This is a genomic window from Geodermatophilus sp. SYSU D00691 (assembly GCF_054050275.1).
Genome location: NZ_JBJGYZ010000068.1, coordinates 1 through 13,365, shown reverse-complemented (window position 1 = coordinate 13,365; position 13,365 = coordinate 1). Strand labels below are relative to the sequence as shown.

Sequence of the window (13,365 nt, the reverse complement as noted above, 5' to 3'; positions counted from 1 at the left end):
CCCCCCCCCCCCCCCCCCCCCCCCCCCCCCCCCCCCCCCCCCCCCCCCCCCCCCCCCCCCCCCCCCCCCCCCCGCCCCGAGCACCTTCGCCCCGTCGCTGTCCTCCCGCAGCGCGCTCGACCAGGGCCTGGTGACCGGTCTGGCCACGGGTGTGCAGTACCTGCTGTCGGTCGCCACCGGCGAGGCGCTGACCGCGGCGGCGGGCTTCCTCGCGGGCGACGACGCGCCTCCCGCCCGGCGGCGCGCCGTCGCGCTGGCCGTGGACTGCGCCGCGGTCCCGCTCGGGCTGGCCGTGATGCGTGCGCTGCCGCCCCGGCCCGGGGACCCGCTGCTGCGCGGCGCGGCCCGGCAGGTCGCCTGGCGCAGCGGCGCCACCGGGCTCGCCGGTGCCGCCCTCCGCGCGGCCCAGGCCGGGACCCGGGCCCTGGACGCCCGGCTGGGGCTGGCCGGCCGCCTGGCCGCGGTGCCGCTGGCGGTCCCCGTGGGCCTCGCGCTGTCGTACCTGCTCGACCGCCGGCGTCCGCAGGCCGGCGACGACGTCCTTGGCCGGGCCGACGTGCCCCCGGCCCTGCGCTCGCTGCTGGTCGCCGGCGGCGTGGTGGGCGGCCTGACCGCCGGCGGCTACGGCGAGCACGCGCTCGCCGACCTGGCCGGCCGGCGGCTGGCCGCCGTGCTCCCCGGACCGGCCGGGTTGTGGCGCGCGGCCGGGCACGCCGGCAGCCTGGCCGGGCTCGCGGCGGGCGCGTCGGCGCTGTGGCACCGGGCGATGCGCCGGATCGAGGCGGGTACCTCCGCCGACGTCCCCGTGCTCGAGCGGGACGAGGCGGAGCGCTGGGTCCCGGCGACGGTCAGCGGCGGGCCGGGCAGCGTCGTCCCCTGGGCGAGCCTGGGCCGGGAGGGGCGCCGGCACGCGCTGGCCACCGTGCGTCCCGAGCCGCTGCCCACCCGCCCGGACGGCACCCCCGACCTGTCCGTCGAGACGGTGATGGGGACGCCGGCCCGCGCCGCGCCGGTGCAGGTCTACGTCGGGCTGGACAGCGCGCCCACGGCGCGCGAGCGGGTCGACCTGGCGCTGGCCGAGCTGGAGCGCACGAGCGCCTTCGACCGGTCGCTGCTGGTGCTGGTCTCCCCCACCGGCACCGGCTACGTCAACTACGTCGCCGTCGCGGCGCTCCAGTACCTGGCGCTCGGCGACGTCGCGACCGTGACCATGCAGTACTCGCGGCGCCCGTCGCCGCTGTCGCTGGGCATGGTGGCCGGCGCCCGCGAGCAGAACCGGCTCCTGTGGCTGCGCGTCCTGGAGCGGGTGCGGGAGCGCGCCGCGCGACCGCGCGTGGTCCTGTTCGGGGAGAGCCTCGGGGCGCACACCAGCCAGGACGTCTTCCTGCACTGGGGCACGCTGGGCCTGGAGGCGCTCGGCATCGACCGCGCGCTGTGGATCGGCACCCCCTACGGCAGCGGCTGGATGCACCAGGTGACCGGCGCGGACCGGCTCGACGTCGACCGCGAGCGGGTCGCCGTCGTCAACGACGCCGCCCAGCTGGAGGCGCTGCGACCGCGGCCGCGCTACGTGCTGCTCAGCCACGACAACGACGGGGTGACCCGGTTCGGGCCCGACCTGCTGTGGTCACCCCCGGCGTGGCTGGGCCCCGACCGGCCGCGCCCGGAACTCGTCGCCGACGGCAGTCCGCGCGGCATCCCGCCCGGCCTGCGCTGGCGGCCGGTCACGACCTTCTTCCAGAGCCTCGTGGACATGAAGAACGCGCAGGTCCCCGGGCCCTACCGGGCCTGGGCGCACGACTACCGCGCCGACCTGCCGCGGGTGCTGGCCGCGGTGTACGGGCTGCCGGCGACCGCCGAGCAGCTGGACCGCGTCGAGGAGGCGCTGCGGCTGCGCGAGAGCGTGCGCGAGCGGCTGTTCGCCGGGGCGCCGGCCTGAGGCGGCGGCATGCGGACCGGTCTGCAGGAGCACCTCGGGTCCCGCCAGGTGACCAAGGTCGTCTACGGCGCGATCATCGGGCTCGCGCTCGTCGTGGCCCTGGAGGCCCACCCCCCGCGGGCCGGCGCGGTGATCGCCTACCTCGTGGGGACGGCGGTGGCGGTCGCGCTGGCCGAGGTCTTCAGCGAGGTCGTCGGGGCCGAGACGAGCAGCCGCCGGCCGGTCACCCGGGCGCAGCTGGGCCACATGGCCGAGGACGCCGGCTCGGTCGCGTTCGGCGTCGCCTTCCCCGCGGTCTTCTTCCTGCTCGCCGCGCTGGGCGTCTTCGGGACCGCCACCGCGTTCACGGTCGCCAAGTGGAGCGGGCTGGGGCTGATCGGCTTCTACGGCTACTGGGCGGCCCGCTTCGCCGGCGCCACGCGGACGCGGGCGGTGGTCCGCGGTGCCTCGGTCGCGCTGGTGGGCGCCGCGCTGATCGCGCTCAAGGCGCTGGTGCACTGACCGGCGCTCAGGCCGGGCGGATCGGTCCGCTCATCGCCCGGTCACGGGCCGCCTCGTCGCGCAGCCCGTGGTACTGGCCGTCGCCGGTGACCGCCCGGGTGTGGGCGTCCAGGCGCAGCTGCGTCGCACCCCACCGGCCCAGGGCCTCCTCGCCCTCGGCGCGGCTGCGCACCACCAGGTAGGCCAGGGACCCGAGCAGCGGGAGGACGAAGACCAGCACCGTCCAGGCCACCCGCTGCCAGGTCCTCATGCCCTCGCGGCGGAACACGTCGGAGAGCACCGTGACGAGCAGCCACACCACGAGGGCGAAGGCGAAGAACAGCACGATGGTCCAGAGGACCTCCATCAGCGGGTAGCCCGCCCCGTCGTCCGCGGCGGCGATCACGGCGCACCTCCGTCGTCCGGTCCCGTGGCGGCAGCGTGCACCCGGGACCGGCCGCCCGCATCGTCCCGGGCGGGTGACGCCGGTCAGCTCGCCAGGAGCAGGACCCCGGCCAGCGGGACGGCGGTGACGAACACCGTGGAGACGGCCGCGACGGCGAACGCCCGGCCGGCGCCCCGGCAGACGGCGGCCAGCCGCACACCGGCCCCCATGCCGAACAGCGCGGCGCCGAGCACGGCCACCTGCACGTGCCCGAGGACGGCGAGCGCGCCCGCCGGCACGAGGCCGGTGCTGCGCAGCGCGGCGCAGGCGACGAAGCCCAGCACGAACAGCGGCACGAGCGGGGGCCGCCGGCCGCCCGGCGCGGCACCCTCGGCGGTCATCCGGCGCCGGGCGCTCACCACGGCGACAACCGGGGCCAGCAGCAGCACCCGGGTCAGCTTGACCGCGACCGCCACCGCCACCACCGCGGCCCCGCCGGCACCCGCCGCGGCCACGACCTGGCCCACCTCCTGGATGCTCGCGCCGGCCCAGACGCCGAACTGCACGTCGTCGAGGCCGAGCGGGTGCCGCAGCAGGGGGAGCAGCAGCATCGCCGCCGTCCCGAAGAGGGTGACCATCGCGACGCCGACCGCGACGTCCTCCTCGTCGCCGCGGGCGGTCTCCTCCATGGCCGCGATCGCCGAGGCGCCGCAGATGGCGAAGCCGGTGCCCAGCAGCAGGCTGCGGGCCCGGCCGAGCCGGGCCCGGTTGCCCAGCCAGGTCGTGACCACGAGCGTGGCCACCAGCGTGCCGGCCACCAGGACGACGGTGCCGGCGCCGAGGGCGGCGATCGAGGCGAAGGACACCGAGAAGCCGAGCAGGACGACGCCCGAGCGCAGCAGCCGCTTGGTGAGCCGACCGAGCGCGCCGCCCGCGGCGGCGGGCAGGAGCCCCGCGTTGCCGGCGACCATGCCCAGGGCGACGGCCCAGGTGAGGACGCCGACCACCGGGACGAGCCGGTGCAGGAGGAGCGCCGCGCCGAGCCCGAGCGCGGCCGCGAGCAGCCCCGGCCACCGGCGGGGCGGCGCTGCCTCCCCGGCGGCCGGGGTGACCTCGACCGGACGCCCGGTCTCGACGGCGGTCATGCGCGGACCAGGTCCCGCTCGCCGATGAGCTGCCCGACCAGCTCGGCCGCCTCCGGCCACTCGCCGAACCCCGAGTCGGGGTTCAGGTGGCCGACGGCGCCGAGGTCGTGCCACCGGCTGCCCCAGGCCGCCGCGAGGCCGCGCAGCCGCACCGGGTTGCCGAGCGGGTCGTCGCTGCTCGCCGCGACGGTGCTCGGGAACGGCAGCGGCAGCCGCGGGACCGGCAGCCACCCCGCGCCGCGCAGCTCGCGGATCGAGGGGTACCCCGGCGGTAGCTCGGTGGCGAGGGCCGGTGGGGTGGCCAGCAGGGCGCCGGCCACCTCCCCGCCGCGGTACCAGGCCGCCCAGTGCACGGCGACCAGCGCGCCGGCGCTGTGCGCGACCAGCACCACCGGGCCGGCCGCCGCGCGCACCGCCCGGTCGAGCTGGGTCACCCGCGCCGACAGGCTGGGCTCGGTGCGGCCCAGCGGCGGCAGGTGCACGGCGCCGGGCAGCGTCGCGGCCAGCCGCGTCTGCCAGTGGTCCTCGACGTGCCCCCGCAGGCCGGGCACCAGGACGACGGTCGCGCCGGTCACCGGGACACCGCCTGGGCGTCGACCTTGGCGAGGCTGCGCCCGTAGAACCGGCGGCCGATCAGGAGGGCGACCAGCGCGCCGACGGCCGCGACCGGGACGATCTTCATGGCGCCGACCAGGCCGAACCGGTCGGCCAGGATGCCCGTGACCAGCGGACCCGCGGCGAGTCCGAGCAGGTTGTTGGCCAGCGTGAGCGTGCCCAGCGCCGTGGCGCGGATCGACTCGTGGGTCAGGTTGGCGACCATCGCCCCGGCCGGGCCGGAGGTGCCGGCCGCGAAGAAGACCCCGATCGCCAGCAGCAGCAGCTGGCCGGCGCCCGGCGGCAGGGCGAAGCCGACGCCCAGGCAGACCAGCGAGGTGGCCGTGTAGACCATGGCCGTCGTCCACTTGCGGACGGCGACCGTCCGGCTGAGCCGGTCGGTGACGACACCGCAGACGATCATGCCGACGCCCATGAGCAGGATGGCGACCGCGGCGACGGCGGCGGCCCGGTCCGGCGGCAGGCCGTAGGCACGGCCCAGGAAGCTGGGCAGCCAGGCGAACAGCGAGCCGGCGATGAACAGCTGGAGGCCGCTGCCGACGTAGGCGGCGACCACCGACGGGGTGGAGAACAGGGTGCGCAGCCTGGCCCGGCCACCGGGGGCCGACACCGGCTCGCCGTCGGCGACCTCGCGGACCCGGTGCGCCTCGAGCTTCTTGTCGCTGATCAGCGCCCGGTAGGCGACGACCAGGACCAGGCCGAGGATGGCCATCGCGGCGAACGACCAGCGCCAGCCGAACTGGACGGCGAGCGCGCCGCCCAGGGCGACACCGAGGACCGACCCGAAGGAGCCTCCGGCCATGAAGGCGCCGGTGAACGTCGATCGCCGGTACGCGGGGAAGACGGCGAGGACGACGGCCAGCCCGACGCTGCCGTACGCGGCCTCGCCCACGCCGATGAACAGGCGGGACAGCATGAGCTCGCCGTAGCCGGCCGCGATCGCGGACGCCGCGGTGGCCAGGCTCCAGACGACCGCCATGAGGACGATCGCCCGGACCCTCCCCCACCGGTCGGCCAGCAGGGACAGCGGCACGGCGAGCACGCCCACGGTGAGCGCGACGACGCTGGTGAGGCTGCCGAGCTGGGTGTCGGTGAGCGCCCACTCGGCCTTGAGGAAGGGGAAGACGGCGGAGAGGACCTGCCGGGACATGTAGTCCGAGAGCAGCAGGGCGAAGGTGAGGGCGAAGACGATCCAGGGGAAGACCCGGCGGGCCCGGGTCGAGGGTGGTGCCTGGTCGGCGACCAGGTCGTGCGAGGCCACTGTGGCCATGTCGGCGCTCCGATGCGACGAGCCGGTGCCGGATTCCGGCAGGGGATGGGGTCGACCTCGAACCCGTCGTTCGGATCGACGATGGCGCGGCGGGCGCCGGAGGGAAGGGGCGCCCGCCGCGAGCGGTCCGGAGACCGCGGGACCCGGAGGTCAGGCGTGGTGCAGGAAGCCGACCTGGCCCGGCTTGCGGTTGGGCGGGTAGCCGAGCTTCGCCAGCGCCTCGTCGGCGCTGCCCCAGTGCTCGTCGAGCTTGTAGATCTCGCGCGCTTCCTTGCCGCTCGCGACCTCGCGGCCGAGCTCCCGGGTGATGCGGACCAGCTGCTCGATGGCGGCCACCGAGGTGATCTTCTCGCCGGGCTTGCGCCACAGCGTGTCCTCGTTGCCGCAGCGGGTGTGCAGGCCCAGCGCGATGGCCATCGCGTTGATCGGCAGCACGTTGCGCTGGATGCTCTCCAGCGTCAGCGACGCGCCGTCCGGGACCCGCCGGATGAACTCCATCATCGTGTACGGGTTCGGGCCGTCGAAGCCGCCGCCGATCGCCACCCAGGTGATGTTGAGCGGGCCGGTGTAGACGCCCCGGCGGACCAGCCGCTCCACCGTCTCCAGCTGCGCGGAGTGGGCCAGCTGGAAGTGCGGCTGGATGCCCCGGGCGGTCAGCCGGCGCAGGTGCTCCTCGACCCACGCGGGGCCGGCCGGCACCTCCATGTTGCGGTAGGTCTCGTACAGCTCCGGCCGCTGGAACGACGTGCCCGCGATGTCCGACTCGGTCATCAGCTCGACGATGTTCATCTGCGAGGTGTTGATCGCGATGGTCACCTGGTCGGGCTTCGGGTCGAGCTCGGCGAGCATGTGCCGGGTGTCGTCGTCGAGCCACTTCGCGTCGGCGCCGTCGCCCTCGGGGGCGAACGAGATCGAGCCGCCGACCTGCAGGATCATCTCCGGCACGGCCTCGCGCAGCCGGGCGAGCAGGGTGTTGAACTGCGAGAGCCGCTTGGAGCCCTTGCCGTCGAGCTCGCGCACGTGGATGTGCAGCACGGTGGCGCCGGCGTTCCAGCAGTCCACGGCCTGCTGGACGTGCTGGTCCATGGTCAGCGGGATGTCCTCGGGGAAGTCGGCGGGCTCCCACTCGGGCCCGTAGGGGGCCGCGGTGATGACGAGCTTCTCCTGGTTCTCCGGGAAGAGGGAGTCGTCGAGGAAGTACATCGGGAGGGGTCCTCTCTGCAGGTCGGGGCGGTTCAGGCGGAAGGGGTGCCGGCGATCCCGGCGCGCTCCATGCGGCGGACGGCGGGCCAGTAGTCCTGGACGGCGTAGTGCTGGGTCGAGCGGTTGTCCCAGATGGCGAAGCTGTTGCGCGTCCACCGCCAGCGCACCTGGTACTCGGGGACGGCGGCCTGCCGGATCAGGTAGTTGAGGAGCTCGCTGGCGCCCGGCGAGTAGTCGAACCCGAACCGCACGTTCTCCGGCCGGTGCCAGTTGACGAGGTGCGTGGTGAACGCGTTGACGAAGAGGATCTCCTCGCCGGTCTCGGGGTGGGTGCGCACGACCGGGTGCTCGGCGTCGGGGAACCGCGCGTGCAGGGCGCGGCGCTGCTCGTCGGGCATGGCGGCACCGAAGCTGGCCTCGATGCTGTGCCGGGCGCGCAGGCCGGCGATCCGCTGCTTGACGTGCTCCGGCAGGCGCCGGTAGGCGGCGGCCATGTCCACCCAGATCGTGTCGCCGCCGACCGGCGGCGTCTCGACGCAGCGCAGCACCGAGCCCATCGGGGCGGTCTCCCGCCAGGTGGCGTCGCAGTGGAAGGCGTTCTCGTAGTGCTCGGGCGGGCTGTCGAGGTCCTTGTAGATGCGGACCAGCCCGGGGTGGTCGGGGTCGCTGCCGGCCACGGGGTGGTCCTCCAGCGGCCCGAACCGCTCGGCGAGGGCGACGTGCTCGGCGCGGGTGATGTCCTGGTCGCGGACGAACAGCACCTTGTAGCGCAGCAGCAGCTCCCGCAGCTCGGCGAAGAGCGCGTCGTCGCGCGAGGCCTCGGCGAGGCTGACCGAGCGGAGCTCGGCACCGATGGTGGCGGTCAGCGGGACGACCTCGATCGACCGGGCCCCGACGGTGAACGACGGGAAGCGGTCGTCGACGGCGCTGGCGAAGACGGTGGGCACGGGGATCTCTCCTTGGGGGTGGGGACGGGAGGGGTCAGGAGTTCTCGACGACGAAGACCGAGGCGCCGACGCCGCGGCCGGACTCGAGGTCGCGGTGCGCCCGGACGGCGTCGTCGAGGGCGTAGCGCCGGCCGATCGGCACCCGGATGCGGCCGGCCGCGACGTGGCCGAAGAGCTCGCCGGCCAGGTCCGCGCGCTCGGCCGGGTCGGCGATGTAGTCGGCGAGGGCGGGGCGGGTGACGAACAGCGAGCCCTTGACCGCGAGCTGCACCGCGTCGATCGGTGGGACCGGGCCCGACGCGGTGCCGAAGCAGACGAGCAGTCCGCGCCGCGCCAACGAGTCGAGGGAGGCCGGGACGGTGGTCCGCCCGATGCTGTCGTAGACGACCGGGACGCCGGCGCCGTCGGTGAGCTCGCGGACCCGGGCGGCGACGTCCTCGCGCGTGTGGACGACGGTCTCCCAGCAGCCGTGCGCCCGGGCGACCGCGGCCTTGTCGTCGGTGGAGACGGTGCCGATCACGCGGATGCCGAGCAGGGCCGCCCACTGGCAGAACAGGAGGCCGACCCCGCCGGCCGCGGCGTGCAGCAGCACGGTGTCGCCCGGCCGCAGGGGCGCGATCCGGCGCAGCAGGTAGGCCGTCGTCAGGCCGCGCATGGTCATCGCCGCGGCCGTCTCGAACGGGATGGCGTCGGGCAGCCGGACCAGGTGCGCGGCGTCCAGCACGCGCTCGGTGCTGTACGCACCCAGCGGGCTGCCGGTGTAGGTGACCCGGTCGCCCTCGGCGAACCCGGTCACGCCGGGGCCGACGGCCTCGACGACCCCGGCCGCCTCGACGCCCATGCCGGCCGGCAGGGCGGCGGGGTACAGGCCGGTGCGGAAGTAGACGTCGGCGAAGTTGAGGCCGACGGCGAGGTGGCGCACCCGCACCTCGCCCGGGCCCGGCTCGCCCACCGGGAGCGACTCCCAGCGCAGCACCTCCGGACCGCCGGTCTCGTGGAAGCGGATGCCCTTCGCCATGGGCGGATCTCCTTCGTCGGGGCAGCGCGCAGCGCGCTCCGGGGCGGCTGCGGGGGACGTCGCGACGGCCGTCGGCCGGCCGCGGGGAGAGAGCGGTTCCCCGCTCTCGTCGACGGGTCCTACTGTGGCAGCGGCCACATGCCGGGGCTGTACCGATCCGGACAGCTCCCGTGACGGTTCAGGACACCGAGGGCGAGGAGCGGCAGCGGTGCGGCCGAGCGTGCGGTGCGCGACCCTCGACGGCTACGTCGGGCTGGCGCGCTCGTCCGGTCTCGATCCGGCGCGCCTGCTGGCGGGGGTCGGACTCGCCGTCGCCGACCTCGCCGTCCCCGACAAGTGGGTGCCGGCGGCCGCGGTCGCGCGGCTGCTCGAGCGGTCGGCGCAGCAGTCGGGGCTGGAGGACTTCGGCCTGCGCCTGGCCGGCCTGCGACGGCTGGCGACCCTGGGCCCGCTGAGCGTGGTGCTGCGCCAGGAGCCCGACCTGCGCAGCGCGCTGGGGCTGCTGACCCGCTACGAGCACAGCTACAACGAGGCGCTGCGGCTGCGCCTGGAGGAGTCCGCCGACCTGGCGGCCATCCGGCTCTGGTTCGAGTTCGCCGAGCCGGCACCGACCCGCCAGTCGCTGGAGCTGGCCACGGCGGCGCTGCACGGCATCGTGCGCGAGCTCGTCGGCCCGCACTGGGAGCCGCTGTCGGTGTGCTTCACCCACGCCGCCCCGGCGTCGCCGGCCACCCACCGGGCGGTGTTCGGCCCGCGGCTGCAGTTCGGGCACGCGTTCACCGGGCTGGTGCTGCACGCCGCCGAGCTGTCCTCGGCCAACCGGGCGGCCGACCCCCTGCTGCGGCCCTACGCCGAGCAGTTCCTGCAGGCGCTCGGCGACCCCCGTGCGGAGGGCGTGACCGGCCGGGTGCGGGAACTGGTCGAGATGCTCCTGCCGCTCGGGCGGTGCTCGACCACGCAGGTCGCCCGAGCTCTGGGCGTGACGCCGCGGACCCTGCACCGGCACCTGGCCGCGGAGGGCGCCTCGTTCTCGGAGGTCGTGCACCGCACCCGCGAGGCGCTGGCCGAGCGCCACCTCCAGACCGAGCGCTACACGCTCACCGACGTCTCCCAGCTGCTCGGGTTCACCTCGCCGAGCGCGTTCTCCCGCTGGTTCCGGCAGCGGTTCGGCGTCAGCCCGACGCAGTGGCGGGCCACGGCGCGGCCACCGGCCGCGCCCTGAGGCGCGGGCTCAGCCGGCCGGCTGGAGGACCGACGGCGTGAACGGGCGGATCTCCTCCTGCCCGTGCCGGACGACGACGCAGCTGGACTCGGGCACCTCGCGCCACGCCCCGCGGAGGTCTCCCATCGGCTCGGACACGACCATCCGGGCGTCGTCGGAGATCCGGTGCAGCACCGGGTTGTCCGGGTACTGGTGCCGCAGGGTCGCGACGTCGGTGCTGTGGAACAGCGACCGCGACCGGCCCTCGGTCGAGTACCGGAAGGCCCACAGGGTCTCGCCGTCGGTCGTCGCGACCGTCATCTGGATCGGGAACGGCTCGCCGTGGCGCCGGCCGGTCTCCTCGATGAGCCCCACCGCGCGGGCGACCGCCGCCGGCGGGTCCTGCTGCAGCCCGAAGGTCAGGGCGAGGTGGAAGAAGAGCTCCGAGTCGGTCGAGCCCTCGATGCTCGCGAACAGCTCCGGGTCCACCGCCAGCGCGAGCTCCCGCTTGACGGCGGCGAAGCGGCTGATGGCCCCGTTGTGCATCCACAACCAGCGCCCGTGGCGGAACGGGTGGCAGTTGGTCAGCTGCACCGGCGTCCCCGTCGAGGCTCGTACGTGCGCCAGCACCATCGGCGAGCGGATGTGCCCGGCGACCTCGCGCAGGTTGCGGTCGTTCCAGGCCGGCTCGGTGCTGCGGAACAGCCCGGGCAGCTCGCGGTCGTCGTACCAGCCGACGCCGAAGCCGTCGCCGTTGGTCGGCTCGACGCCGAGCCGGGCACGCAGGCTCTGCACGATCAGGGAGTTCTCCGGTGCGTACAGCAGGTCCTCCACCAGGACCGGGGAGCCGGTGTAGGCGATCCATCGGCACATGGGGGACCTCCGGTGGTCGTGGGGTGCCGGTGTCATCCCAGGTGGGCAGCGTGCTCCCGGCGTCGTCCCGCCCGGATGAATCCGGCCGTGACCAGCACCCCGAGCGCGCAGGCCAGGAAGCAGGCGGCGCCGGCCGCGGTGGTCCAGTTGGCGGCGGCCAGGTCGAGCACCGACCCGGTGTCCGGGACGACGTAGCCGGCGACCGCGGCGACGGCGAACAGCACGCAGCCGAGGAGGTTCACCGCCGGCTGCCACCACCCGCGGCCGCCGCGCCGCGGCAGCAGACCGCGGCGCGCCGACGCCCGGTAGGCGATCAGCCCCGACACCAGGAAGCAGACGGAGCCGAAGGCGTCGGGGCGCCAGACCAGCCGGTCGTACGCCGGGTCCTCGACCGCCGTCTGCAGCGCGCGGAACGTCGTCACGTTGAAGAACAGCGTCCCGAGCGACTGGACCACCGCCGTCCACCAGGCGGCCCGCCCGGCGCCCGGCTCGCGGCGCCGGGGGGCGGCCAGCCAGGTCTGCAGCCCGCCGCCGAGCGTGAACAGCACCGAGCCCGCGAAGAAGGTGATCGCGTCGGCGGTCGGGCCGACCAGCTGCAGGTAGCCCGGGAAGGGGCCGACCAGGAAGCAGACCGACCCGAGCGCGAACGCGACCGCCATCCACCGCTCGCGCGCCGCCATCGCCCGATCGCACCAGCGCGACCGGTGGCCCGGCGTCATCCCCGTCGGGTGAGGCCGCCGGACGGCCCGGCCGGGGAGCGTGGCCACCTCTTCCGAGCAGAGGACGGTGCGCGATGGGCGTGTACAGGAGCCGGCAGGCGGTCGAGGACGGCGACCGCGACCTCCTCCCCCGGTTCACCCGGGCCGGGATGGTGCAGGTGCCCCGGGAGCGGATGCCCGAGGGGCCGATGCTGCCGGAGACGGCCTACCAGATCGTCCTGGACGAGGTGATGCTCGACGGCAACGCGCGGTTCAACCTCGCCACCTTCGTCACCACGTGGATGGACGAGGAGGCCGACCGCCTGTACCAGGTCACCGCCGACAAGAACATGGTCGACAAGGACGAGTACCCGCAGACGGCGGACATCGAGGCCCGCTGCGTGCGCATGATCGGCGACCTGTGGAACGTGCCGGACGCCGTCGAGAGCGTCGGGACGTCGACCACCGGCAGCTCCGAGGGCTGCATGCTCGCGGGGCTGGCCATGAAGCGCCGGTGGCAGCAGGCCCGCCGCGCGGCCGGCCGCCCCGCGGACCGGCCGAACCTGGTCATGGGCGCCAACGTGCAGGTCGTCTGGGAGAAGTTCGCCAACTACTGGGACGTCGAGCCGCGGTACGTGCCGCTCGAGGGCGACGTGCTGCACCTGACCGCCGACCGCCTGCTCGAGCACGTCGACGAGAACACGATCGGCGTCGTGGCGATCCTGGGCTCGACCATGGACGGCAGCTACGAGCCGGTGCAGGAGATCTGCGCCGCGCTGGACCGGTACGAGGCGACGAGCGGGGTGTCGGTGCCGGTGCACGTCGACGCCGCCTCGGGCGGTTTCGTCGCACCGTTCCTGCAGCCCGACCTGGTCTGGGACTTCCGGCTGGAGCGGGTGGTGTCGATCCAGGCCTCCGGCCACAAGTTCGGCCTGGTGTACCCCGGCATCGGCTGGGTGCTGTGGCGCTCGGCGGAGCACCTGCCCGAGGACCTCGTCTTCCACGTGAACTACCTGGGCGGGGACATGCCGACGTTCGCGCTCAACTTCTCCCGGCCCGGCGCCCAGGTCGTCCTGCAGTACTTCCAGTTCCTCCGGCTGGGCCGCGAGGGGTACCGGCTGGTCCAGCAGACCTGCCAGGACGTCGCCGTGCACGTCGCCCGCACCCTGGGCGCGATGCCGCAGTTCGAGGTGGTCTTCGACGGCCGTGACCTGCCGGTGGTGACCGTGCGCATGGCCGACGGGGTCACGGCCTACGACGTGTTCGAGGTCTCCCGGGCGCTGCGCGAGCACGGGTGGCTGGTCCCGGCCTACACGATGCCGCCCAAGCGCGACGACCTCGCCGTCCTGCGGATCGTGGTGCGCAACGGTTTCAGCCACGACATGGCCGAGCTGTTCCTGCGCGACGTCGGCCGCGTCGTCGACCGGCTGGAGGGGCTTGCCGGCGACGCGGCGCAGGCCGCCCGGCCGAGCGGCTTCCACCACTGAGCAGCAGCGGGGGGGGGGGGGGGGGGGGCCGGGGGGGGGCGGGGGGGGGGGGGGGGGGGGCGGGGGGGCCGCGGGGGGGGCCGGGGGCGGGGCGGCCGCCGGCC

13 protein-coding genes are annotated in these 13,365 nt (G+C 75.4%); 4 read left to right on the top strand and 9 right to left on the bottom strand.

Features of this window, described 5'->3' with window-relative positions; translation table 11 throughout:
• Positions 1-130: 130 nt before the first annotated feature.
• Positions 131-1,939: an alpha/beta-hydrolase family protein gene (locus ACI797_RS27485; protein ID WP_456863947.1), complete on the top strand. Its 1,809-nt coding sequence runs from the start codon at positions 131-133 to the stop codon at positions 1,937-1,939.
• A 9-nt stretch (positions 1,940-1,948) separates the two neighbouring features.
• Complete coding sequence (locus tag ACI797_RS27480) at positions 1,949-2,440, top strand: hypothetical protein (protein ID WP_456863944.1); 492 nt, start codon at positions 1,949-1,951, stop codon at positions 2,438-2,440.
• Positions 2,441-2,447: 7 nt separating this feature from the next.
• Here ACI797_RS27480 and ACI797_RS27475 read toward each other — a convergent pair whose 3' ends face one another.
• The 7 genes from ACI797_RS27475 to ACI797_RS27445 form a co-directional block, all read right to left on the bottom strand.
• A complete protein-coding gene (locus tag ACI797_RS27475) occupies positions 2,448-2,825 on the bottom strand; it encodes a PLDc N-terminal domain-containing protein (protein WP_456863941.1) in 378 nt (125 codons plus the stop codon).
• A gap of 83 nt (positions 2,826-2,908) precedes the next feature.
• Positions 2,909-3,949, bottom strand: coding sequence for a YeiH family protein (locus ACI797_RS27470; protein ID WP_456863938.1), 1,041 nt, complete (start codon positions 3,947-3,949; stop codon positions 2,909-2,911).
• Entirely contained in the window at positions 3,946-4,524 is a 579-nt protein-coding gene (locus ACI797_RS27465; RefSeq protein WP_456863935.1) for an RBBP9/YdeN family alpha/beta hydrolase, read from the bottom strand. Before ACI797_RS27465 ends, ACI797_RS27470 begins: the two co-directional genes overlap by 4 nt.
• Complete coding sequence (locus ACI797_RS27460; protein WP_456863931.1) at positions 4,521-5,834, bottom strand: MFS transporter; 1,314 nt, start codon at positions 5,832-5,834, stop codon at positions 4,521-4,523. Before ACI797_RS27460 ends, ACI797_RS27465 begins: the two co-directional genes overlap by 4 nt.
• Before the next feature lie 150 nt (positions 5,835-5,984).
• Entirely contained in the window at positions 5,985-7,037 is a 1,053-nt protein-coding gene (locus ACI797_RS27455; RefSeq protein WP_456863928.1) for a 3-keto-5-aminohexanoate cleavage protein, read from the bottom strand.
• 32 nt (positions 7,038-7,069) lie between these two features.
• Positions 7,070-7,984, bottom strand: a complete 915-nt coding sequence (locus ACI797_RS27450; RefSeq protein ID WP_456863925.1) for a TauD/TfdA dioxygenase family protein — start codon at positions 7,982-7,984, stop codon at positions 7,070-7,072.
• Between the two features lie 34 nt (positions 7,985-8,018).
• A complete protein-coding gene (locus ACI797_RS27445) occupies positions 8,019-9,002 on the bottom strand; it encodes a quinone oxidoreductase family protein (protein ID WP_456863922.1) in 984 nt (327 codons plus the stop codon).
• A 208-nt stretch (positions 9,003-9,210) separates the two neighbouring features.
• On the opposite strand from ACI797_RS27445, the gene ACI797_RS27440 reads away from it, so the two are divergent.
• Positions 9,211-10,224, top strand: coding sequence for an AraC family transcriptional regulator (locus ACI797_RS27440; protein WP_456863919.1), 1,014 nt, complete (start codon positions 9,211-9,213; stop codon positions 10,222-10,224).
• A gap of 9 nt (positions 10,225-10,233) precedes the next feature.
• Here the strand turns inward: ACI797_RS27440 and ACI797_RS27435 are convergent, their stop codons facing one another.
• Both ACI797_RS27435 and ACI797_RS27430 read right to left on the bottom strand, forming a co-directional pair.
• Positions 10,234-11,076 (bottom strand): class II glutamine amidotransferase, encoded by an 843-nt coding sequence (locus tag ACI797_RS27435; protein ID WP_456863916.1) that lies wholly within the window; start codon positions 11,074-11,076, stop codon positions 10,234-10,236.
• Positions 11,077-11,108: 32 nt separating this feature from the next.
• Positions 11,109-11,756 (bottom strand): hypothetical protein, encoded by a 648-nt coding sequence (locus ACI797_RS27430; protein ID WP_456863913.1) that lies wholly within the window; start codon positions 11,754-11,756, stop codon positions 11,109-11,111.
• Between the two features lie 113 nt (positions 11,757-11,869).
• Here ACI797_RS27430 and ACI797_RS27425 point away from each other — a divergent pair, with 113 nt between their 5' ends.
• A complete protein-coding gene (locus ACI797_RS27425) occupies positions 11,870-13,261 on the top strand; it encodes a glutamate decarboxylase (protein WP_456863910.1) in 1,392 nt (463 codons plus the stop codon).
• Positions 13,262-13,365: the final 104 nt, after the last annotated feature.

Excerpts from the sequence above, each read along its gene's own strand:
- ACI797_RS27480 (WP_456863944.1), top strand. The coding sequence starts at position 1,949 with ATGCGGACCGGTCTGCAGGAGCACCTCGGGTCCCGCCAGGTGACCAAG.
- ACI797_RS27470 (WP_456863938.1), bottom strand. The coding sequence starts at position 3,949 with ATGACCGCCGTCGAGACCGGGCGTCCGGTCGAGGTCACCCCGGCCGCC.
- ACI797_RS27460 (WP_456863931.1), bottom strand. The coding sequence starts at position 5,834 with ATGGCCACAGTGGCCTCGCACGACCTGGTCGCCGACCAGGCACCACCC.
- ACI797_RS27455 (WP_456863928.1), bottom strand. The coding sequence starts at position 7,037 with ATGTACTTCCTCGACGACTCCCTCTTCCCGGAGAACCAGGAGAAGCTC.
- ACI797_RS27445 (WP_456863922.1), bottom strand. The coding sequence starts at position 9,002 with ATGGCGAAGGGCATCCGCTTCCACGAGACCGGCGGTCCGGAGGTGCTG.
- ACI797_RS27435 (WP_456863916.1), bottom strand. The coding sequence starts at position 11,076 with ATGTGCCGATGGATCGCCTACACCGGCTCCCCGGTCCTGGTGGAGGAC.
- ACI797_RS27430 (WP_456863913.1), bottom strand. The coding sequence starts at position 11,756 with ATGGCGGCGCGCGAGCGGTGGATGGCGGTCGCGTTCGCGCTCGGGTCG.
- ACI797_RS27425 (WP_456863910.1), top strand. The coding sequence starts at position 11,870 with ATGGGCGTGTACAGGAGCCGGCAGGCGGTCGAGGACGGCGACCGCGAC.